Annotated in this window: 18 protein-coding genes; 10 read left to right on the forward strand and 8 right to left on the reverse strand. The window is 40.5% G+C overall.

Annotation, left to right across the window (positions count from 1 at the left end; genetic code table 11):
- Nucleotides 1–65: 65 nt before the first annotated feature.
- From BLR37_RS17370 to BLR37_RS17400, 7 genes are all read left to right on the forward strand, one after another.
- Entirely contained in the window at nt 66–1745 is a 1680-nt protein-coding gene (locus BLR37_RS17370; protein ID WP_090770767.1) for a S1C family serine protease, read from the forward strand.
- Nucleotides 1746–1835: 90 nt separating this feature from the next.
- The gene (locus BLR37_RS17375) at nt 1836–3131 is read left to right on the forward strand and encodes an esterase-like activity of phytase family protein (RefSeq protein WP_090770769.1); all 1296 of its coding nucleotides are present in this window, start codon (nt 1836–1838) and stop codon (nt 3129–3131) included.
- 205 nt (nt 3132–3336) lie between these two features.
- Nucleotides 3337–3717 (forward strand): LytR/AlgR family response regulator transcription factor, encoded by a 381-nt coding sequence (locus tag BLR37_RS17380; protein WP_090770771.1) that lies wholly within the window; start codon nt 3337–3339, stop codon nt 3715–3717.
- 4 nt (nt 3718–3721) lie between these two features.
- Nucleotides 3722–4192: a hypothetical protein gene (locus BLR37_RS17385; RefSeq protein WP_090770773.1), complete on the forward strand. Its 471-nt coding sequence runs from the start codon at nt 3722–3724 to the stop codon at nt 4190–4192.
- 206 nt (nt 4193–4398) lie between these two features.
- The gene (locus BLR37_RS17390) at nt 4399–5907 is read left to right on the forward strand and encodes an ankyrin repeat domain-containing protein (RefSeq protein WP_090770775.1); all 1509 of its coding nucleotides are present in this window, start codon (nt 4399–4401) and stop codon (nt 5905–5907) included.
- Nucleotides 5908–5910: 3 nt separating this feature from the next.
- On the forward strand, nt 5911–6405 hold the full coding sequence (locus BLR37_RS17395) for a DUF2271 domain-containing protein (protein ID WP_090770777.1): 495 nt from the start codon (nt 5911–5913) through the stop codon (nt 6403–6405).
- A 15-nt stretch (nt 6406–6420) separates the two neighbouring features.
- Nucleotides 6421–8616 carry a PepSY domain-containing protein gene (locus BLR37_RS17400; protein ID WP_090770779.1) on the forward strand — a complete coding sequence of 732 codons (2196 nt, stop codon included), beginning with the start codon at nt 6421–6423 and terminating at the stop codon, nt 8614–8616.
- A 40-nt stretch (nt 8617–8656) separates the two neighbouring features.
- Here the strand turns inward: BLR37_RS17400 and BLR37_RS17405 are convergent, their stop codons facing one another.
- The 8 genes from BLR37_RS17405 to BLR37_RS17440 all read right to left on the reverse strand — a co-directional run bounded on the left by BLR37_RS17405 (nt 8657) and on the right by BLR37_RS17440 (nt 20128).
- Complete coding sequence (locus BLR37_RS17405; protein ID WP_143009612.1) at nt 8657–9172, reverse strand: hypothetical protein; 516 nt, start codon at nt 9170–9172, stop codon at nt 8657–8659.
- Between the two features lies 1 nt (nt 9173).
- Nucleotides 9174–9893 (reverse strand): M15 family metallopeptidase, encoded by a 720-nt coding sequence (locus BLR37_RS17410; protein WP_279615744.1) that lies wholly within the window; start codon nt 9891–9893, stop codon nt 9174–9176.
- 261 nt (nt 9894–10154) lie between these two features.
- Nucleotides 10155–11147 carry an FAD:protein FMN transferase gene (locus BLR37_RS17415; protein WP_208599680.1) on the reverse strand — a complete coding sequence of 331 codons (993 nt, stop codon included), beginning with the start codon at nt 11145–11147 and terminating at the stop codon, nt 10155–10157.
- 53 nt (nt 11148–11200) lie between these two features.
- Nucleotides 11201–13387 (reverse strand): alpha-galactosidase, encoded by a 2187-nt coding sequence (locus BLR37_RS17420; RefSeq protein WP_244154688.1) that lies wholly within the window; start codon nt 13385–13387, stop codon nt 11201–11203.
- A 279-nt stretch (nt 13388–13666) separates the two neighbouring features.
- A complete protein-coding gene (locus BLR37_RS17425; protein WP_167356639.1) occupies nt 13667–14644 on the reverse strand; it encodes a DUF5007 domain-containing protein in 978 nt (325 codons plus the stop codon).
- 76 nt (nt 14645–14720) lie between these two features.
- Nucleotides 14721–15407 carry a hypothetical protein gene (locus BLR37_RS17430; protein WP_143009613.1) on the reverse strand — a complete coding sequence of 229 codons (687 nt, stop codon included), beginning with the start codon at nt 15405–15407 and terminating at the stop codon, nt 14721–14723.
- Between the two features lie 22 nt (nt 15408–15429).
- Nucleotides 15430–16953, reverse strand: coding sequence for a RagB/SusD family nutrient uptake outer membrane protein (locus tag BLR37_RS17435; protein WP_090770789.1), 1524 nt, complete (start codon nt 16951–16953; stop codon nt 15430–15432).
- Between the two features lie 10 nt (nt 16954–16963).
- Nucleotides 16964–20128 (reverse strand): SusC/RagA family TonB-linked outer membrane protein, encoded by a 3165-nt coding sequence (locus BLR37_RS17440; RefSeq protein WP_090770791.1) that lies wholly within the window; start codon nt 20126–20128, stop codon nt 16964–16966.
- Between the two features lie 585 nt (nt 20129–20713).
- Here BLR37_RS17440 and BLR37_RS17445 point away from each other — a divergent pair.
- The 3 genes from BLR37_RS17445 (at nt 20714) to BLR37_RS17455 (ending at nt 24060) form a co-directional block, all read left to right on the forward strand.
- Nucleotides 20714–21262: a 3'-5' exonuclease gene (locus BLR37_RS17445; protein ID WP_090770793.1), complete on the forward strand. Its 549-nt coding sequence runs from the start codon at nt 20714–20716 to the stop codon at nt 21260–21262.
- 237 nt (nt 21263–21499) lie between these two features.
- The gene (locus tag BLR37_RS17450) at nt 21500–21832 is read left to right on the forward strand and encodes a hypothetical protein (protein WP_143009614.1); all 333 of its coding nucleotides are present in this window, start codon (nt 21500–21502) and stop codon (nt 21830–21832) included.
- 452 nt (nt 21833–22284) lie between these two features.
- On the forward strand, nt 22285–24060 hold the full coding sequence (locus BLR37_RS17455; RefSeq protein WP_090770797.1) for an aminopeptidase P family protein: 1776 nt from the start codon (nt 22285–22287) through the stop codon (nt 24058–24060).
- Nucleotides 24061–24230: the final 170 nt, after the last annotated feature.

Here is a 24230-nt window from a genome sequence, read left to right on the forward strand (position 1 = left end):
CGCTCAGGGGCTGTCCGCAAGTCGGATGGCCTCTTTTTGTAAAAGGAATAATAAAACACACATTTATGAACAGATATTTCAGGCTGCTGGCCTTAGCTATGCTTCTTTTTTTTACCAGGGCTTCTGCGCAGCATCAGGTAGCAAACCGGATAGAAAGCGTGATTTCAGCTGCAATGAAAAGGGCTTATCCGGCTAGCGTAAGGATGTGGGGTTTCGATACAACGCGTAACGAGCGCACCTCTGCGCAATTTAGCGGGGTGGTGGTAAGTGCCGATGGTTATATTTTAACCGCCGCACATACCGTACAACCTGGTCGAAATTATAAAGTTTTCTTTACCGATGGCCGCGAAGCCATTGCCGAAGCTTTGGGTAAAATTGAAGTGAAAGAAACCCCTGGCGCACCAGATGTGGCCATGATGAAGATTTTAACTAAAGGCAACTGGCCTTTTGCCGAAATGGGCTATTCGCACAGTCTGGTTAAAAACGAAATGTGCCTCAGTATTGCTTATCCCGAGAGTTTAAACCAAAAGATGCCTACTTTAAGACTGGGGAAAATTGCTGAGGTGAAAAATAGCTACGGTTTCATCCGGTCGACCTGTAAAATGGAGCCCGGCGATTCGGGTGGTCCTTTGTTCGATTATTTAGGAAGGGTAATTGGCCTTCATAGTGCCATTGATGTAGCCGTAGATATGAACTTCGAAATTCCGGTCGATTTTTACCGCAAATACTGGACGGCACTACAGCAGGAGAAAATTTATACCGCTTTCCCCAATCAAACCGATGTAATTGATGCCGATAAACTGGAAAAACAGATTAAAAAGAATACTGAAAATGGTAAAACTGATTTTGATCTCGTAAAATACAGCCCAAAATTTAAAAACACCAGTTTTGAGCTTGAGAGTACGGTTAATGGCGAAATGAAAACCATTACAGCAACACTTTTTAATGTGCCAAATGCAGCAGGAAAACCTAAACAGGTACTGGTTACCAAAAACAGCATGGTTGGTGAAGCCGTCAATATTAAATTTCAGGATAAAATGCTTAATCTATCGGTAATTGCCCGGGATAAGGAGAACGATTTGGTTTTGCTCGGCTTAAACCAAGCCATACCAGGTGGGATTGAGCTGAAAGATGTAAAAAACGAAAGCCACGAAAACCCCGTTGGACAGTTATTATTTACAGCAAGATACGATGGAACCTATTTACAAAGTGTATGGAGCAGCACAGCCTTAACTTTGCCCAAAATATCGGCCATGCCATATTTTGGGGCTATGGTAGCATATAATACCAGTCCTGCGGTATTTTCATTGATTAAAGCTGCAAGTCCTGCAGAACAGTCAGGTTTAAAAATGGGCGATGAGCTAGTGAGTATAGATGGACAACCCATTGCCAAATCTGCAGATTTTGTACCTTTTGTGGCTAAATATTGGCCCGATGATGAAATTACCCTGAACTGGACACGGGAGGGGAAGCCTTTCTTTGCAAAGGCTAAGCTGGCAGGCGTAGGGCAGGGCAGTTCAAATCATCCTGCCGAAAAGTTTGCTGGCGGTAAATCGGCCAGGCGCGATGGATTTAAGGCTGTGTATGCGCACGACCTGGCACTTACACCAGATTTAAACGGTAGTGGTGTGTTTGATGCCAAAGGCAATTTTTGCGGATTAAATATTGCCCGCTTTAGCAGAACAGCCGCTTTGTTTATACCGGCCAATGTGGTTTATCAGTTTATAAACGAATATGTTAAATGAGAAATCTTTAGATAAAATCAGATTCTTGTTGCAGGCTTAACAGTAGTTTCATATTCACTTGGTTCATTTGTTTTTAAACAAAACCATTAAATGAAAAAAGAATTACTTAGCTTATTTGCAGCAGCGGCCATTGGCCTGATAGCATGCAAAAAGAACCACGAAGAACCTGCAAACGAAATTACTTATCCGGATATGGCCGAAGCTTCAGATCCTGCTGTGTTGTTTACCACGACAGCCGGTGTAAAAGTATACAATGGTGGTTTTGGCTCAGCCGTAGCTACCGACCCGAATGCACCCGATGTTTTTTATATGCTTACCGATAGGGGATCGAACGTAGCGGGGCAACTGGCTAATTCCATCATTATCGGTAAGCCTGATTTTGATCCACAGATTGGTAAATTCAGGCTTAAAGATGGTAAGCTGGTATTGGAGCAGGTAATCGAGCTTAAAAATGCTGCAGGTGGCAAACTGAACGGGCTTCCAAATCCTGCCGGAATGGGGGCTTCAGGCGAGATTGCCTACGACTTAAACGGGCAGGTAATTGCACCAAGTGCCGATGGGATAGACTCTGAAGGTTTGGTAAGGGCTGCTGATGGCTCTTTTTGGATTAGTGATGAATACGGACCGCATATTGCGCACTTTGATGCGTCAGGCAAAACTATTGAGCGCATCAATCCATTCGGAAGCGGAACCGGTGGTCGCAAAATTCCGGCTGTATTTGCCAACAGAAGGGCCAACCGCGGTATGGAAGGGCTTACCATTACACCTGATGGTAAAACTTTGGTGGGCATGATGCAGTCGCCAATGTACAATCCTTCTAAAGCGGCAACTGCAAATTCGGTAGTATTAAGGATTTTAACTTTCGATATTGCTAGTGGGGCAACCAAACAATACGCCTATTTAATGGATAATGTAAGTTTAACCGGCGTAAGCGATATTGTTGCGGTAAACAGTACTACTTTTTTAACTATCGAGCGCGATGGGCTTTTCGGTGGTGCAACAACTAATCCGGCAGCTTTTAAAAAGGTATTTAAAATCGATATCAGTGCTGCAACCGATATTTCTGATGCAGCAGATGGTGCTACAGGTAAGCTTTATAGCGGAAAAACCGTCGAGGAACTTAACAATGCGGCAGGTTTAAGTGCTGCGGGTGTTGTGCCGGTAACCAAAACACTGGTTTTAGATTTATTGAAAGATTTGCCAAAAGTATATCCGCACGATAAAGCCGAAGGATTAGCATTACTCCCCGGCAATATCCTGGTAATTTCTAACGATGATGATTTTGGTGTAGTAGATAATGGCGCAAGTGGCTTTGCCCAGAAAATTTTGCCTTTAACCAATGCGGTTGATCGCAATCGGCTTTATTTTGTAAAAATTAAACTTTAAGAATATGGCCACCCAGCGTAGAGTTGCATGGCCATATTTGTTATACAGTTTTTATTGCTTTAGAATAGGTTTTTACAACGAACAGGTGTTATTTGTGGATTATTAAACGACGGTTGTATACCGTAATTTTACCCTTTTTCGCTACAACTGTTGTAAATTAGACAGACATTAACAAGATTTGTATTGTCTATCTTAACTTATTCATATGTATTACACTTGTGCGATTGTTGATGACGAACAGCATGCTATTGATGTGCTGACCGATTACATTAACGACACCCGCTTTTTAAGAGTAACCAATAATTTTAACAACCCGATCGATGCTTTGGAAAGTATTAGTGCAGGCGATAAAGTAGATTTTCTTTTCTTAGATATTGATATGGATGGAATGCAGGGAACAGAACTTGCTGTGCACCTGAGGTCGAAAGCCAGGTTTATCATTTACGCCTCTTCCAATCTCGAGCACGATGTAAAGAAAACTAACTCTGATTTTGAGTGTTATTTAGGTAAACCCATATCCATGAAACGCTTTTCCGGTACCATAGAAACATTAATGCGGCTGAATAATCTGCCCCAAAAAAACTAAAAATATGATCGAGCTCTCTTACTCCTATGAAAACGAATTTTTAGCCAATACTGCTTACCAGCTCATGCGCGTAAACATGAACGATCCCTGGCTGGTGCTTTCGGGTAGTGATGTGGTTGGCATTATCAATCACGATGAAAACGATAGCTGGCAGCAGATTGCAGGCGAGGATATGCCTCAGGATGCTGTTAGGGGCATGGGCGAGCTGATTGCAATGCAGCAGTTTAGCTGGCTACCCAGGCTCATTAAAAAGCAGTGGCCCGAATATGTACAGGAGGTTATAGTAGAGAGCGAAAAAAATTACGAGGTAGTTTGCCATAAAGACACCTGTCCCGATCGCTTTAAGCAACGTTTTACACCAGGTATTCATGCTTTAGCCAAACGCGAAACAGAACTGGTGTTTAAAGTATGCCGTTTCAATGTATCGGGGTATTACCAGGTGGTTAAAACGCGAACCGCCGACCGGTATGCATAATGTTGTAAAGTTTTAATGTTGTAAAGTTTTAATGTTGGAATGATTGAATGTTGAAATTTAAAGCATGCTATCACTCCAAATCTTATCATTCACAATACAGTTATTAACTTACGCGCTCATTTATCCAAATAAATCGTTTTTAGGTTTTTATTTAGACTAATTCTTGCTAATTTTGGGGATTATATCTTATCCGTATTTCCCAAACAATGAAAAAACTATTACTAGGCCTGACTTTGTTCTGCTGCGTTTCTGCACAGGCACAGAAAAACAGCTTGCTCGATCAGGCTTTTTGGCAAGGCAAACCAGACGTAAACAGTGTTAAAGCCGAAATCGAAAAAGGAGCAAACCCGGCCCAGTTAAATGGTTCGAGTTTTGATCCGGTTGTAATGGCCATTAACGCTGATGCGCCAAATGAAACCATTAAATTTTTATTGGTTCAGCCCGGAAACGAGGTAACCAAACTTACTCATGATGGCCGTACTTATTTACATTGGGCTGCAAACCGTGGAAACGACGAAATATTAAGTTACCTGCTATCAAAAGGCATTAATGTAGGTTTAAAAGATAGCCATGGCGTTACTGCATTAACCTTTGCTGCGGGTTCTGGTCAGCCAAATACCAAAATTTACGATTTGCTTTTAGCCAAAGGTGCCAATCTAAAAACTGATGTAAACGGTAGTGGAGCCAATGCTTTACTTTTGGCCATTGCCAGTGATAAGGATTTTAAGCTGACAGATTATTTCGTTAGCAAAGGCCTTGATTTAAAAAGCACTGATGCCGATGGCTTAAATGCTTTTGGTTATGTAGCCAGAAGTGGTAATATCGATGCACTTAAGGCTTTATTGGCTAAAGGTATCCCGGTTGATCAGGCTGCATTGATTACTGCGAGTGAAGGTAGCCGCAGGGGCAGCAACGGTATTGAAGTTTATCAATACCTGGAAAGTTTAAAAATTAAGCCTACCTATACCAATAAAGAAGGCCGCAATGTACTACATGCTTTGGTACGTAAACCGAAACAGAACGATATTATTGCCCATTTCATCACAGCCGGTGTTGATGTAAACAAAGCTGATGTTGATGGCAACACACCCTTAATGTATGCTGCAGCAAGCAATCGCGATACAGCAGTACTCGCTTTATTATTGCCAAAAGTGAAAAACATCAATCAGGTAAACACTAAAGGCCTGAGTGCTTTGGCTATGGCGGTTAACAGCAATTCGCCTGCAGTTGTAGCTTATTTATTGGCAAAGGGTGCCGATTTAAAAACAACGGATAAGGATGGCAATAATCTGGCTTATTACTTAATCCAATCGTATAGCAGTGCAGAAGGAGGCCGTGGCTTTGCTCCGGGAGCACCTTCTAAAGCTGAGGAATTTGAAGGTAAACTCAAATTGTTGCAGGCCAAAGGTTTCGACCTTGCTGCTGCACAAAAAAATGGCAATACCTTGTATCATTTAGCGGTTGCCAAAGGCGATTTAGGTTTGGTAAAACGTGTGCAGGATTTCAAAATCGATGTAAATAGTCCGAACAAAGAAGGTATTACGCCTTTGCACAAAGCGGCAATGATCTCCAAAGACGATGTGATGCTAAAATATCTTTTGAGCATTGGTGCTAAAAAAGAAGCCAAAACCAGTTTCGATGAGAGCGCTTTTGACTTAGCCAGCGAGAACGAATCGCTAACCAAAGGAAATGTATCACTTAGCTTTTTAAAATAGAATATGAATAACTTACTTAAAATAACTTTACTTTTTTGTGCGCTTGCATTTTTTAAACCAACGCAGGTAAATGCGCAAAATGCCGCTTCGGCAAAATATAAATGTATGATCCAGATGACGAATTACATGGGCGAGGGTGCCTATATCGTAATCTCGCTGGTGGATCCCAAAGGACAATACAATAAAACGCTTTATGTGCTGGGTTCTGACAAAAAATGGTACAAGAGTTTAAAAGAGTGGCATAAATTTTACGCACAGAAACCAACCAATATCAGTGCGGTTACCGGTGCTTCATTAACCGGTGGAGACCGTGGTGTTTCGGTAATTGAAATTGAAAAAGCTAAAATCAATGCAGGTTATAAATTGCGTTTCGAAACCGCCGTTGAGGACAAAGAATATTACGTTAAAGATCTCGAAATTCCATTAACTACCGAGGCACTTGCAGCCAAAACCGATGGTACCGGATTTATCAGATACGTACGTTTTAGCGCGAATTAAAATTCAGTTAAAACTATGATTACTAAAGTTTGGAGATACAGCCACCTAACCCTGGCTGTATCTTCTTTTATTTTTCTGCTACTGGCTGCGGTTACGGGCATTATACTTTCTGCAGAGCCCATCAGCCAAAAAGTAAAACCTTACGCGGCTGGTAACCTTCAAAATACCGATGTTGCTACGGTTATTCCTATTCTTAAAACCCAATACAGCGAAATTACGAGCATTACCGTAGAACAGGGCAGGTTTGTGCTTTTGCAGGCCATTGATAATAATGGTGATGATGTAAAAGCATATATTAACCCTAAGAATGGTAAAGTTTTAGGAACACCCGGTAAAAAGAATGAGTTTTTTCAATGGGTAACCACTTTGCACCGTTCGCTTTTTCTGCACGAAACCGGTCGGTTATTTATTGGTTTAACTGCATTTTTGCTTGCGCTTATTGCTATTTCAGGCATTTTGCTCACTATTCAGCGCCAAAGGGGTATCAGACGGTTTTTTGCTAAAATACAAAAGGACGGTTTTTCGCAATATTACCATGTTATTTTAGGTCGTATTTTACTCATTCCGATTCTGATTATTGCGATAAGCGGTACCTACCTCTCCTTAAATACCCTCGGTATTTTAAAAACCGTTAAAAGCAGTGTCGATGTAAACCCTGATCACATTAAGGCCAGCCCGGTAAAAAAGCTGAAAGATTTTGAAGTTTTCAAAAATATCAGCCTTGCTGAGGTACAGTCGATTGAGTTTCCTTTCTCTGAAGATGTAGAAGATTATTTTATCCTAACGCTTAAAGACCGCGAAATTGCCGTAAACCAGCTTACCGGCGAGGTACTGGCCGAAAATAAATATCCTTTTACACTATTATTGAATAATTTAAGCCTTGATATTCATACAGGCAGAACCAATGTGGTTTGGGCGGTAGTATTGGGCATTTCATCCATCGGAATTCTATTTTTCATCTACTCGGGATTTGCCATTACTTTAAAACGCATATCAAAACGCAGTAAAAACAAGTATAAAGCTGCTGATTGTAATTTTATCATTTTAACGGGCTCTGAGAACGGCAGCACTCACGGTTATGCCATTGCTTTGCACAAAAGCTTACTTAAGCAGGGCAAAAAATCGTACCTCACCACCCTGAATAATTACACGCTGTTCCCAAAGGCAGAGCAATTGATTATTTTTACTTCTACTTACGGATTGGGTGATGCTCCTGCTAATGCGGGCAGGTTTTTAAAAAAGATAACGCAAACCCCACAAAGCCAGACTGTGCATTATTCGGTTTTAGGATTTGGATCAAAAGCTTATCCCGATTTTTGCAAATTCGCCTTCGATGTGCACAATAGCCTTTCTAAACAATCATGGGCTACTCCATTAATCGATATCCATACTGTTAACGATAAATCGCCGCAAGATTTGCAGTTATGGGAAGAGGCTTGGTCGCAAATGAGTGGTATAGAGGTAAATGGACTTTTTACCCAAAAAGCAACGAAACCTAAAAAACTAAAAGATTTTGTGGTTCAGTCTAATACTGGCCAGACTAGAACGGAAGGCGTTTTCCAGATCCGGTTGAGTGCCAAAGGTAAACTGAAAGCAAAATCCGGCGATTTACTGGCTATTTATCCTGCAAACGATCATCGTGAGCGATTGTATTCGATAGGAGTAATCGATAACACCATACAGCTAAGTGTTCGTTTACATCCGGATGGTTTAGGATCGGGATTTTTACATAATCTTAAGTCCGATTCGCTTTTAAAAGCTAAGGTGGTTAAAAATCCACATTTCCATTTCCCTGCAAAGACACCTAAAGTGATTATGATTTCGAATGGAACGGGAATAGCACCCTTTTTAGGTATGATTAGCGAAAATACGGCCAAAGTACCTTGCCATTTGTTTTGTGGTTTCAGGGAAAATGCTTCTTTCGAACCTTTTCAAACATTTTTGGGAGAGATGAAATTAGCTGAAAAGGTAAGCGATTTGAAAATTGCCTTTTCGCGTGAGGGAAATAAACAGTATGTAAGCGATTTAATCCGTACTGAAGCTGATTTTGTGGCGCAAAGCCTTGCCGAATCGGCCGTGGTAATGATCTGCGGCTCACTGGCCATGCAAAAAGATATTTTACAGATCCTGGAAGAAATCTGCCCGGAAAAAACAGGACAACCTTTATCCTTTTATCAATCGCGAAATCAGGTGTTAACCGATTGTTACTAAATAGATTTTAAACCTCGCAGAATTTTGAATCCTGCGGGGTTTACCTTTTACTTAAAATATCCATAATCGGTTTCAATTCTGCTTTTATCTCCTTGTAAGATAATGTTGAAGAAGCAATAGGCTTGGCTAATTTCCTGATCACCTGATCACCATTCAGATAATAGCGTGTTTCTGTAGTGTTTTTAATTTTAAAATCTTTTAAATACATCGGCTTATCATAAAACGTTTCTTTCTTGTATAAAAAAAATAGCCCTGCACTATTGAAGTAGTAATCCGCTTCGGCCTTTCCGGTTTCGCCATAAAAAATGCAATGTATCTTTTTAAGCACACCTTTATTGTAATAACCAGTTACCTCGCCTCCTTCTGCCGACATTTCGAAAACATCTTTTGTTTTCTTTTGATAAAAACTCAGTTGCTTGTTGATTAAAGCAAAATCAGATTGGATTTTCCTGATTACTGCCGGAGTATCAATGGGATGATTTGTTGAAGTTTTATCAGCAGCAAAAGTGTTATTGCCAAAAAAGATAACAGTAATTAATATGATTAGTATTCTCATGTTATTTTTCATTCTTTAAATCTCTTATACTTTTTCCGAAAGTCATCTGGAAGTGAGGATAATCTTTAAAACCTTTCCAATTCCCTCCCCATTCAAATCCAAGGTCTTCTCCAATTTTAACAACCTCTCTTGGTAAAATACTCCAAATAGCCTGACCTTCTTTAACAATTACCACATCCATAGCTAATGCATAATTATGATAGCTTGAGCCTCCTCTTGCTTTGGTGACAATGTTACCTGGGGTTGTTCTACCCTGATTGTAAAGTGCGTTCTGTTCAGCTATAGTTCTTAAAGCTTGTACAATTCTTAATTGTATCCGAAGTTCTTCTTCAACTGTATTAATAAATTCTCTTGCAGGGTTTTGCAACCTCTTATCCAAAGTCAAAATCCTTTTATTTGTTGCGTCATCCCAAGTTGGTCTTAAATGTTTAGGTAGTCCATTTTCAACAAGTAATAACAGCGAATTTGCTTTTTTGTTAAATTTTATTCTTCTTTTTCTATCCCAAAACATTCCCGAATCAAGAGAATAATAATCTATATCTACTCCACCTTTTGCGGATTTTTTTTCTACGATATAATTTTTATGAATAGTATCAATAATCAAAATTATTGAAGAACTAGGGTATGAACATGAGTTAAAACTCTGAAATGATTTAAAAGGATCATAAAAAGTAAATAAAATACCTGCATTCCTTTTTTCTTTTAAAGAATATTCCATCATTATATTATTAATGGTTCGACAACTAATTACTAAATCACAATAAAATAATAGGGGATAATAAATTAATAGCAATTAGAATGCCACAATCATATCTAGACTTTCAACGGTTTAAAACTACAGCTACCAATACTTATTTACTATATCTAAGTACCCTAATATGTCTTGTAAAACATATTAATATACTCTTTCAAGTACCCGTAGCAAACCTATTAGGAATTAAAATCCTGAAAGATCTTTGATGAGAAAGGACTGTTTCAAAGATTAGTTAACAAGCAAATGCCCTGGCAACTTAATATCTTTCGAAGTCAGGATTTCGCCTTTATCGGTAATGATGATGTAACTGTATTCAGGGTATTTTTTAATCAGCTGAGCGCCGGCCATTTTTCCTAAAACCATGGTAGAGGTGCTTAAACCATTAGCCATTTCGGCACTTGGACCAAATATGGTTACACTGATTAATCCTGTAGCGGGATAACCTGTTGCAGGGTTAATAATGTGCGAATATCGTTTGCCATTAAAAGTTACAAATTTGCGGTAACTCCCTGAGGTAACCACTGCACTCTTTTTCAGTGGGATTACCGCCAGCAAAGTATCTTCACGCGTAGGATTGGTAATGCCAATACTCCAATCATCGCCATTAGGTTGTTTACCCCAGGTACTCATATCACCCGATGCATTCACAATGCCCGCCTTTATTCCCCTGGCAAGCATCATTTCGCGGCATTTATCGGCTGCATAACCTTCGCCCAAAGCACCAAAGCCGATTTTCATTCCTTTAAGCTTTAAGAAAATGGTCGACTGTTGTTTATTTAAGATGATGTTTTGGTAACCTACTTTGGCTACCGATCTTTTTATGGTTTCTGCACTGGGCATTTTAGTCATTGTGCCATCAAACTTCCAGATACGGTCCATAGCGGCAAAACTGACATCGAAAGCACCTTTCGTAATTTTAGAAAGTGCAATAGCACGCTCCGTTAACGCAAATACTTCGGCACTTACCTTTACCGGTGCAATACCTGCATTTTGGTTTACCGCCGATACTTGCGAAGTCGTTTTCCAGTCGGAAATGAGATTTTCTATCCGGCTGATTTCGGCAATTACAGTATCAATGTTGTTTTCGGCCGAGAGCGAATCTACGGCCGAAATGGTAATATCGAAACGACCACCCATTAAAAGTGTGGTTCTTTTTCTAATAATCTGGGCATGGGTACTTAAACACGACAGGATTAAGGCAGCTAGCAGTATTCTTTTCATTTACATCATCAATTCGATGCAAATATACTGCTAAATGCTGGCTCCGGCTATTGTTATTGGACCTGTACTTTTAAAACCACACTGGTTCTGTTACTGTTAACCTCCGGATTAAAACCAACTTTCATTAAGAAATCGCCCGAATATACTTTCTCTTTATCGATAGGGGATTTGGTGTTAGGATAGAGGTTAATTTCTTCGATTTTATATTTTTTTGCCGGATCTAATCCTTTGAGTTTAATTGGCAAAATAACGCCATTAGTAAACAGGGTGGCCACATAATAGTTAAAAATTACCGCCTGGTTCTGAGCTTCATCCACATAGGCAATCGAGGCGATTTTGTTTTCGTAAGGATCCTGCAGGCGGTATTGCTGCCCATGCCAAACAATATCTTTAAAGCCGTTGTAGGTTTGCACTGCATTTTGACTGAAAAGCAGATCATTTTTGCTGAGCTCGTTTACGCGCACATCGTACCCCAGTTTACCCATCATGGCCACATCGGTTTTAAATTTAATGGGCTGCTTGCCCATATCGGTAATGTGGTTGTCGACAGCGATAGATGGAAAATAATACGAATATTCCCACTGGATAAAAATACGGTCGTAGGGGTTAGTGTTATCACTTGGCCAAAACTCGGTGAAGTATTTCAGTGCAGCATAATCTACCCTCGATCCACCTCCTGCGCAAAGCATCATGGGTGTTTTAGGGTATTTTTTTCTGATCCGTTCCAGTACATTGTTTAACCCGCGGATGTACTCCAGGTAAAAATGATCCTGATTTTTTAGCGTTGGCGAATGGGCATTGTAGATGAGTGAATTGCAATCCCACTTGATAAAAGCAAGCTCAGGCACTTCTTTAAAAAGGTCTTCAACTGTCTGGTACACAAAATCCTGTACTTTCGGGTTGCTTAGATCGAGCACCAGCTGGTTGCGCATGTAATATTCTTTGCGCTCTGGCTGCCTGATTACCCAATCGGGATGTTTTTCGTAAAGTTCGCTTTTGGGGTTAACCATTTCGGGCTCAATCCAGATACCAAATTTTACACCACTGGCCGTAGCTTCTTTACCCAAAGTACTGATGCCGTTTTTGAGTTTTTGCCTGTTATACTGCCAGTCGCCCAGGCCAGATGTTGAACCATTGCGCGGATATTTGTTACCAAACCAGCCATCATCCAGTAAGAAAACATCAACGCCCAGTTTTTTGGTGTCTTTGGTCAGTTCGTTTAATTTCTCGTCATTGAAATCGAAATAAGTGGTTTCCCAGTTGTTTAAAATGGTAGCGCGTTCGCCTTTACCATCGGCTAGCTGGTAATTGCGTGCCCAGTTTTGCAGGTTGCGGCTGGCTTCGCCTTTTCCGTTGGCCGAGTAGGTGTACACAAAGCGTGGGGTAACAAAATTTTCGCCTGCTTTAAGGGTATAGTTTGATGAGAAGTTGTTGATACCGGCGGTAACACGAAGATAATACTCGTCGAAAGTTTCGTATTCGAGTTTAAAATTACCAGTCCATTCCAGTGATCCTGCAATTACTTCGCCCAGGTCTTCGGTAGCGGGCTGATCGATGGAGAGCATAAACGAAGAGGAGTGGAGCAGGTTGGTGCGCGTGCCCAGTTTCGAATCGATGGTTTTAATACCATGCAAAAGTTGCTCTTCTTCCGAGCGCATTTCGCGTGTAGCACCACTATAATGGCTTTTTAAGAAGAATTTTTTACCGCTCAGGGTAAGGTTGGCCGAAGCGTATTTATTGAGCACCACACTACTTTTCTCGTTGTGTGTAATTTCTGCCCATTGCTCAATTACATTTTCGTTGTAATAAGCCAGGTATTTAAGGGTAACCCTGAAATTATATTTCGGGTCTTTTAGTATCACACAGGTGAGTTTGCGGTTTTGATCAAGCTGTTCTGCTTTTACTTCGCTAAAGGCAAGTATGGTCGATTTATTGCCATCGGCATGCGTTACGCTCAAAGCAGGTTCCAGTAAATTAACCGAGCCGGAGGCAATGTAAGCTTCGCGTTTATTGAAAAGGTCGTCTGATCCGGGTTTATACTTATCTAACTTCTGAATGCCGGGGTATTCTTCATCGTTGTTGAGCTTTTTGCCCAGGTAAGTCGATAATACGGACTGATCCTGATCGGTTTCTAAAATGAGTACATTGTTTTTGGTCGCAATTTCGATTGTTTTCTGGGCATAAGTACTTGCACAGAATACCATCGATAGTAAAAATAGGTTCAGTTGTTTTTTGCTCATAATTCTTTTAGTTGAACCTCATATTTCAGAATAAGGTTCTATTGGTTATATAAATCTTTGGTTTAATGCCGGCATATTCCGGGCGATTAAAAAGCTTAAGCACCAGCGTGTAAAATTGTAAACAATACCGTTTTGTTTAGCAGCCGAAATTAACAATTACTAAACATAATTTAACCCAATTACACAAAAGTATTTTAATGTCTGGCTTTAATATTCGTCAAAAAAGGGCAATACCATCCGGTGATTGCCCTTTTCTAAAATAAAATTAACTAACTATTTCTACTTTTTGGTAACATCCGGAAATTTTACCTGGATAACGTAGGTACCTTCTAATTTTAATTGCCACGACCAACGTGGGTTAACCGAAAATGTGCCCAACGAAGCCGGGAAATTATCGACGGTTACAAACTGGCTTGGAATCCGGTAGTACATCAAAAATCCCCAATCGGTGGTTGGTGTTACATATTTGGTTAATGGAAATGGCGCTACTTCGAAATCGCAAATCATGGCCGTATCGGTTTTAATTACCGGGTTAAATTTGGCATAGTTTTCAAAAATCGGCCTGTCGCCCCGGGCGATAATTTCGCCTGCTTTAGGGTTAAAGGTTCTGCCATTTTTGTCTACCATTTTCAAAATTGCCCTGGCACCATTGTTTGATATTTTGGTGCAGGTAATGGTTGGGTTTCTCATTGGAGTTGCGGCACCCGTAGCATCGTTAAACGCGTTCGATACGTTGTCGGTAATCACAAACAAATCTTCTGCCGATGGGTCTACCACGTTAATGGTTGCCAGTTTAGGGTAAAGTTTGGTGCCGGTAACATTAGTCATCTCTACATCGAATACATATTTACCTAAAGGCAGGTTTGCCGAGGCTTTATTGAAGGTTAACTGTCCGCTGCTTTCGTTAAAATACATGGGCAGTTTCTTTTGTGTTTCCCTTTTCTTATTCAAAAGTGCAACTGTAGTATCGGTTTCGGCATTGAACGACATCCCGTCTTTGAAAACCACAATATCGTAGGTAGTGGTAAACTCGGCAGGTGCCGGACTGCCGTCTTCTTTGCGCAGGTTTAGCATTTTGAAGGTATAGGGTGGGGTAGAACCATCAGCGTTAATCCGGTCTGACTGGTACAGGATTAGCCCCCGCTTGGCGAAAAGGTTATTGTCCTTGTAACGGATACCATCACTTTGGAAACCTTTTTCTATCTTTTTACAGGCTACAACGCTTACCAGCATCATAAAGCCTAAAATGTATTTCATTTTCATTGTTTAAATATTAGTATTTAACAAATTTTACCGTATGTGGTGTTAACCGGCTGGTAAATAATCGATTAAATTAATTGCCTAATGGCTGTGCATTAAAAAACAACCTGTGGTTTCCATTCAAAACATGTATAATTCCGGTACGGGTAATAATCCCCGAGGTCTGACAATCAACAGCTTTGTCTTTTTGATTGTCGGGAATTGCGTTCTGATCCAGTTCCTTATCATCACGGGTGCCAATTACTTTGGTATAGGTTACATAATCTACATAACTTACGTAAGCGCTGTAATCGAAACTCCTTCTGAATTTAATCATGTATTGCACATTAGGAATCGGGCCAAGGGCACTGTCGTACAGCTTACCGGCCAGTGTAATCTGGTCGCGGTTAATTTTGCCGGCAAACATGTAGGTTTTTAACGAATCGCTTAATTCTTTCGACGGAATATCTTTTATCCCGAAGTTGAAGTTCTCGTTACCGGTTTGAATGGCAATCTGGTTTTTCTTGGCGGCAACATAATCTACCACACCGTAGTTGGTGGTTGCAAACAGCGTAATATCACCGTTAACCGCATCTTTTAAACCGGCTTTGTCTATCACTTTTACGAGCGAATCGAACTTAGGGTTAGATTTGAGGTAATCGTAAGTGGTCATATCCACATAGGCATTACTTACACCTCCATCATTTTTGTAATCGTCTTTTTTGCAGGCAGCAAAAGCTGTCATTACAAGTAAAACGCATATCGATATATAATTTCTCATGATTGTGTCTTTTGAATTTTGCTTAAACTTTTCCTAACCAGTAAGTAGTTTGTTTAAGGTTGGGGTTTTCTCTAAATAATGCCGGATCTACAGGCCAGTAAAACCCTTCACGTCTAAACCTTTCAACCGGTAACCAATCTACTATGTTGCCGTATCTGCGTGTTCTTAACAAATCGTAAAACAAGTGTCCTTCGAGGAACATTTCTTTACCACGCTCCTTAATATACTCGTCCATAACTGCGCTTACGGATAAGCCGGCAGCTACTTTTTTAGGAACGGGATCGTATTTGGTTCTGAAATCGTTAATAATGTTAGTAGCCGTTGGGGCATCACCTTTGTATAATGCAATTTCTGCTTTAAGTAATTTAAGGTCACTCAGCCTGAAAATAATCATGTTGTTGCTCAGGTAAGCATCTAATTTCTGACCTGGATTACGGTAAATTACATTACTGTATTTAATGCAAAGTGGTTTATCGGGCGTAACCATATCGAAATTTTTACGGTAGCGGATATCGGTTACCGCACCAGAGCCATATTGATCGGTTAAATAACGCGGAACTACGTAGAACCGCGGAGTGTTGTTGTAATAATTGATGTAGCTGGTGTTGAGGAAACGGGTACCAATGCTACTTGAAGAACCTTCCAAGGTATTTTCGCTCATGTTCAGCTCGAAAATACCTTCTGGTGAACGGCCGATAAAAGTACTGCTATAGTTGGTAGTATCGGTTTGGGTATATCCGCCACGTGCAATTAAGGTATTAATGGTCGTATCAGCGCTGTTTACATCAACCAGGTTAGCTACATCTGTACTCACATCAGCCATAGTAGCACGCCACAGGTAAAGGTGTGCAAGCAAAGCGTAAACCGAACCGCGGTTAGCAGTTACCTTAGCATCACCGGCGTTATCGTAGCTCCAGCTCAGCATTTTTGCGGCATTGTGGCAATCGTCTTCAATTTGCTTCATTATCGCAATTTTATTAGTTCGCGGAAGCTGAGGTGCTGTAATCGGATCATCGTAAGCCGTGGTTACCAAAGGCACATCGCCCCAAACCCTTACCATCATAAAATAACTTAATGCCCTGATGAATAAAGCCTGCCCAATGATGCCATTTTTAAAGGTTTGCGGATCTTCTACATCTTTAAGCTGGTCGTTTGTCATTTTCGTAACATTGGCAATTACAATGTTCGACATGGCTATGGTTTTATAATACAGCGTGTAGTTGGCTAATGAATTCAGGTTGTACTGAAAGGTAAAATCGCCATTTTGGATGCCTTCCAAACCATCGCCAGTGTACTGAATGGTAAAATAATTTTTAGCAATGGCATCGCCATACATGTAATACCTGTTTTCTTTATTGGTACAGGCATTACGTAAAAGGGCATAGTTACCAGCTATTGCATTACGGGCATCTTTAGCAGATTTCCAGTATACTTCTAAATAGGTTGAGTTTTTGGGTTCCTGCTCAAGCAGTTTTTTGCAAGAGGCTAAACTGATTACTATCAGTGCGAGCCCAATCATGCTTAATTTTTTATATGTATTTCTCATGGCTTTCTTATTAAAATTGAACTTCGATACCTAGCGTATATTTTTTAGGAATCGGGTAACCTGCTCCGTTATATTCGCCGTAAGGGTTTACCGCTTCGGCATCTGGCAGGCGTTTTGATTGCTGGAACATAAACAGGTTATCGGCAATGGCAAATACCCTGAATTTGCTTACGCCGAGTTTTTTCAATGTGCTGCCCGGCAGATCGTAAGCCAGGTTAACACTCTTTATCCTGAAGTATCCACCTTTTTCTAAAAAGAAAGTCTGTGCTCCGGTATAGTAATAGCGGTAAGTTCCCAAATCGTATTTAGCATAATCGGCCATGTCGCCCGGTGCTTTCCAGATGTTAATTTTGCTCAGATCCGGTGTAGAGAAACTGGCGAAATTGCTGATTGCGTTACCATCAGTTGAGTTAGAAAAACGATCTGATTCAAATAAGTTTAACACATCGCGATCGAAAGTAAAGGTTGCAAATACACCCAGACTGAAATTTTTATAGGTGAAGTTGTTGGTCCAGCCGCCGGTGTACTTAGGATTTGGATCGCCGATAGGCACTTTATCCGGGTTAATACCGTCGTTAAAAATATCGATAAAGCCATCACCATCTAAATCGGCCAGGTAAAAGTCGCCCTGCTGGTAGGTGCCATTACTGTTGCGGTATAATTCGCCGGTGTAAGGGTTAACCGGAATATCGCTGGTTTTAGAGAAAACGCCGTTGGTTCTGTACAGGTAAAAGGCGTTAATCGGACTTCCTACAGATAGAATATGCGATTTATCAAACCTGTCGCCGCTTAATACCAGGTCTCTTCCGCCATTTGGCAGGTTCATGATCTGGTTTTTGTTATAAGATACGTTTAAGCGGGTATTCCATTTAAATGCTCCGGAGAATGGATTAGCCATTAAAGAAATTTCAGCACCTGAGTTTCTAACCCCAATAGCGTTGGTTAAAGCCAGATCGTAGCCTGTGGTTAGTGGTAAGTTTAAGCTAAACAATTGCAAAGATGATTCTTTGTTGTATACATCGAAGGTTAAACCGTATTTACCGTTTTTAATTTCGAGGTCGGTACCAATGTTCCACTGCATCGATTTTTCCCAGCTCAGGTTGCTTTGCGCCACACCATCATATAAATTGGGGGTAATGGCTGTTACACCGTTGTACGATGTAGCTCCTCCATTACCGTCAAAGCCGCCATTGTTAACCTGATACAAGTTGTATTGCAGGTAGTTTCTTTTTGGATCGTTACCCGAATTACCAATACTGGCCCTGATTTTAGCCATGGTAAAAGGGTTTTTGGTCCAGTTTTTCATGAAACTTTCTTCTGTAAGTAGCCAGCCAATTGATGCTGACGGGAAGAAACCCCATTTATTGTTTTTACCGAAGCGTGATGAGGCATCAGCCCTGGTTGAAATGGACAGCAGGTATTTGCTGTCGAAATCGTAAGCCAGCCTGCCATAGTAAGATAATAAGCCGAATGCCTGGTAATCAGAACTGGCGCCAATTTTTGATTGCTGGAAACCGCTCACCACCTGGATATTATCAGATGGGCCGTTGTAACCCGAAGCCGTCGTGTACTGGAACTGGTTGTACAAGATATCCTGACCGGCAATAACACTAACCGAGTGTTTGCCAAACTTGTTGTTGTAGCTTAAAAAGTTAGAAGTTTGCGCGGTTATACCATTATCGGCATAACTGTAAGCTGAGTTACCTTGCCCGTTATTGAGCAGGTTGCTGGTACTCAGATCACGCCTTGCGCTGTTTTGTAAATAAGAAGATTGAGAAGTTAAAGATAAGTGTTTGTTAAACTCGTAGCTTAAATTGAGGTTAATGGTAAGCTGGTTGCTGATGTTCTTATCCAGGTTTTCGCTGTAGGCGCCTAAATAAAAGGCTTTTTTATCCTCATCAAGGTTGAGTAAGGAAGAAGGCATGTTACCGGCACCTAAACTAATAGGGCTGTTGTTGCTGCCATTTCCCCTTGCGCGGTCAGAGCGCGAGTAGGCAAAAATAGGGTTAATCATCAGTTTTTGCTTTAATGCCCTTGTGGTCAGGTTAATCCTGCCTGAGTATCTTTTAAAGCCTGTTGCTTTAATAATCCCTTCCTCATTGTAGTAACCTCCGCTAAAACGGTAAACCATGCCGTTATCTCCGCCACCGCTCACGTTTAAATCGCCGTTTGTTATTCTACCGGTTTGGTAAAAAAGATCCTGCCAATCGGTATTGCCATTGTAGGCGGGGTTTAAACTATCTGTTAACAGGTATGGGAGTTGTTTTTGGTCTGCATAGCTCAGTTGTCGCTGCAATACTTCCATTTTTTGTCTGCGTTCTGTGGTTCCGAGCGTCACATCGCGTAAATTAGGCCTTTCAGTTAAACCGGCATAAGCACTGATGTTGATTCTCGGTTCGCCGCTTATTCCTTTTTTGGTGGTGATTAAAATTACCCCATTGGCAGCACGCGATCCGTAAATGGCTGCGGCCGAAGCATCTTTAAGGATATCGATTGATTCGATATCGGCAGGGTTTAAACCAGCAAGGTAGTTACTTCCCGTACCCACACCCGGGCCAACATACGATTCGGTTGGCTGTGGTACTCCGTCAACCACATAAAGAGGTGAGTTAATTACGTTAAATTCGTCGTAACCTCTGCTTACCTGCGAGTTACCACGTACCGATACGGTTGGGGCCGAACCGGGAGCACCAGAGAAATTCTGTACGTTTACCCCCGAAACACGTCCCTGAAGTAACTGATCGAAACTGGCCGCTGGTAAGTTGGCCAGTTCTTTTGCCGAAATACTCGAAATGGCTGCTGTTGCTTTCTTTCTGCTAATACTTTGGTAACCGATGGTTACAACTTCGCTAAGTGTCTGGTTGTTTTCGCCTAATGTAAAATTAACACTTGTTTTGCCGCTGGCAGCTTCTTCTTTGCCGAGGTAGCCAATCATGCTGACTACAAGTATTGAATTTGAACTTTTTACCGTTAAGGTGTAACGCCCTTCTGCATTGGTAACCGTTCCGTTTTTGGTGCCTTTTTCAACAATGGTTGCGCCAGGTAAAGGCCGCTTCGATTCGTCGAGCACTACACCGCTTATTTTGGTCTGCGCCATGGCCAGCCAGGGGATTAAGAGGTAGAAGAAAATTCCAATTAAAATTTTCGGACTGGTTTGTGTAAAGTTTAGTTTCATAAAATTTAGTTGGTTAACTGTTTAGTTAAGACTAAATTATATCCATTATTTTACAGAAAATTAACGTATTTTAACATTAGGTAGTTGGATTTTAACGCATAAACTCTTAAAAGGTGATTTTCGCTCAAAATGGTATTAATTTTTTGTTATAAGTATGTAAATGAGAGTTAATTTTTTTGCTTAACCCTTAATTTTAAACTAATTTCTAAGTTTTGCTAGCTTTTGTAAATATTGTCTTATTAATATTTACAAAACGTTTTAGTAATACTACTTATTGAAGCAGGTTTGAGGTATTTGTTAGAAAAATTAAGGTCGGTTTAGTTTGTGATTTTAAATAAGAATTATATCAGAGGAGCGGTAAAGAAATGACAACTAAAATGGGTGGCTCTTGCTGTAATAGAATTTTTTTTCAAGCAGATAGCGGCCTTATGGGATTAGAATATTCAGGCTAATAAAAGACAGTCAGGATGCTTATCTGTATGGAATAGAACATCACTTTACTATTTACCCTGTTTGTTATAAGCGTTAAAAGCAAATTATAATATTATATTCGAAAAACTAAATTAACAACAAGAAAAACAAATTATGCCAAATATATTAGATAAAATAATCATCATTGATGTAGAGGCCACCTGCTGGGAGGGAGCACCACCTGCAGGTATGGAAAGCGATATCATAGAAATAGGAATCTGTTTACTAGATGTACAAACTGGAGAGATAACAGATAACAAAGGAATTTTGATCAAGCCGGAACGATCGGATGTTAGCCCCTTTTGTACCGGACTGACTACCATTAGCCCAGAGATGATTGCAAATGAAGGGATTTCATTTAAAGCAGCATGTGCCATTTTAAGGAAAGAATACCTTTCGCAAAAAAGAGTATGGGCAAGTTTTGGTGCTTACGATTTAAAGCAGTTTCAACGTCAGTGTGCTGCTCTGGGTGTTGGCTTTCCTTTTGGTCCATCGCACATTAATGTTAAAACATTGTTCGCCTTAAAAAATAAATTGCGTCATGAAGAAGGAATGGCCGGTGCACTAAAAATATTGGATATTCCATTAAAAGGTACCCACCACCGTGGAGTAGATGATGCATATAATATTGCTAAAATATTAAACCGGGTTTTGATCGATTAATGTTCTGGCCTCTGGAGCTAGGATCTATTAAACTTTTATCATTTTAGATTGAAATGGAAATACAATATTTTAAGAAAAACAAGAGATACAAAGGTTGTGGTAGCAAATCAAATTAGGCCACAAATAATTAAGGTTTATGAGTGAAAGTTTTCTGATGGTGCAAGAATAAAAATTGATCTTACAAATTATGATTGGCAGATGGTAAGTTCTATTATTAACATGCAAAATAGTAGGGTCATGACAAAAAAACAAAAATATTCAATTTCATTTCAACGACAAGTTATATCAGGAGCTATTGAGAATATTGTTTCTACTACAAATATTGAAAATAAGCTAATAGCAATTCATATTGAGAATAGTGGTGTTATTGATACCAAATCACAAATAGAGGAATTACAAAAAGCACTCAATAATGAGAAGATACAGCAACATTGGGGAGAAATTAGGGGATCTCAACTTGATATTTTCGTAAGCAGTGGAACTGTTCAAATAGGGTATACAAACAGAGAGATTCCCTTAAATGATTTCAAAGGACTACTTGAAGAATGGCTTGAGTTTATCACGCATTGATCCTCCACTAGCCCCACTAGCGCAAGTCTTAGCGATTTAGGTTTGTGGAGTGGATGACTTGTGCTTTGAAAAGATTCGATCCAGGGCCGCTCATTAGAGATGCTGAAACAAGTTTATTGCTTAATTATTAAAGCTTGAACGTTAATTATAAAATCTAATGCATTAATTATAAGTGCGGGTACATTAATTATAAGTGCGGGTACATTAATTATAAAAGCGGGGACGTTAATTATAAAATCTAATGCATTAATTATAAGTGCGGGTACATTAATTATAAAAGCGGGGACGTTAATTATAAAATCTAATGCATTAATTATAAAAGCGGAGACGTTAATTATAAATGCTTGTTGATTAATTATAAATGCGTATTGCTTAATTATACCTGCACGGACTATTCAATAAACTGTGTCGAAAAGAATATCTAAATTTGGCCGATAAAATTCTTTCTCCTCATGACTTTTGTAGCAAAATTGCAGGCCTTACGTACCTTAATGGCCGAACAGAAAATAGATGCCTATATCATTACTGCCGCCGATCCGCACATTAGCGAGTATTTGCCAGCACATTATAAAGCCATCCCTTTTTTCAGTGGTTTTACCGGTTCGGCCGGAACTTTGGTTATTACAAAAGATTTTGCCGGCTTGTGGACCGATTCGCGGTATTTTACCCAGGCCGAGGCCCAGTTGCAGGGTTCGGGTTACGAATTGGTTAAATTGAAAGTACCCCATACACCTGAATACATTGAATGGTTAAGCGAGGTAATGCCTGAAAATGCAAAAGTGGCTTTCAATTATCAGTTGATTTCAGTCGCACTGGCTTTAGAAATTCAGGCTGGCTTGCAAAAGCAGCACATTCAAACGGTGAATGCCGATTTAATTAGCCCCTTATGGTCAGACCGGCCCGCTTTGCCAACCGAAAAGGCCTTTCTCATAGCCGAAAAAGATGCGGGTTTATCCATCTCGGCCAAACTTGAACAGGTAAAGGCCCAATTAAAAACAGTTGGTGCCAAATGCCATTTAATTTCCTCGCTCGATGATATCGCCTGGCTTTTCAATATCAGGGGAAAAGATGTAGATTATAATCCTGTAGCCTTAAGCTTTGCTTTAATTACACCTCAGGAGACGAAACTCTTTATTGATGCGGCAAAACTGGCAGATGACGATATAAATACCTTAAAGCAACAAGGCGTAACGCTTTATCCATACGCGGCAATAAATGATGCGCTAAAAGAACTCCCTTCAGATGCGGAGATTTTTATTGACTTCAAAAGAAATTGTTTTGGCCTGTATCAACTGCTACCTGCTACCGTTAAAGTAATTTCAGGTATCAACCCCAGTACACACCTGAAAAGTTTAAAGAACGAAACCGAAATTAACCATATCCGCAAGGCTATGGTACAAGATGGGGTAGCCATGACCAGGTTTTTTAAATGGATGGAAGAAAGGTTAGGGGAGGAGCAGATTACAGAGTGGTCGGCTGCCGAAAAGCTGGCCGCTTTCAGAGCCGAACAACCCGGTTTTGCGGGTTTAAGTTTCAATACCATTGCCGGTTTCAATGCCAATGGCGCTTTGCCGCATTACAGTGTAAGTTTAGAGAGCAGCCTTGAAATTCAATCGGAAGGTTTGTTCCTGGTAGATTCGGGTGGGCAATATTTATATGGTACAACCGATATTACCCGCGTAATGCCCATGGCAAATTACTCGGCGCAACAGGCCGACGATTATACGCTTGTATTAAAAGGCCTGATTGAAGGATCAAAACTTGTTTTTCCCGAAGGTACAAAAGGCTATCAGATCGATTCGATTTGCCGTAAACCTTTATGGGAGCATAGCATTAACTTTGGTCACGGTACAGGCCATGGTATTGGCTTTTTTCTTAACGTACATGAAGGGCCTCAGAACATTAGCCCGGCCAATGTCGATGTTGCCTTTAAGCCGGGTATGGTAACTTCCATCGAGCCGGGTATTTACAGGCCCGGATCACATGGCGTAAGGATCGAAAATCTGGTTTTATGTGTTAATCATGGCAACAGTACCTTTGGTAATTTCCTCAGTTTCGAAACGCTTACTTTATGCTATATCGATACCCGGATTGTAAATAAGGTACTTTTGGAAGCCGGTCAGCTTAACTGGTTAAATGTCTACAACAAGAGGGTGTTTGATCAGCTTCAGCCGCACCTCTCGGCCGAAGAAGCCAGCTGGTTAAAAGCAAAATGCCAGCCGATATAGGGTGTTGTTAAATCTTATTTTTATTTGAAAAGCAGCGTCTGTATTTCAATTAATGTCAGTCGCGCTTTTCGCTTTAGTCCCGGTTTTCAACCGGGAGCTGCCGCTGCAATCGCGTTTAATTTACTTGCTGCAGTGCTGGTGGCAACCATTCCCCTCCAAAACCTAACTTG

It is taken from the genome of Pedobacter soli (assembly GCF_900101435.1).
Taxonomy (GTDB): Bacteria; Bacteroidota; Bacteroidia; order Sphingobacteriales; family Sphingobacteriaceae; genus Pedobacter; species Pedobacter soli.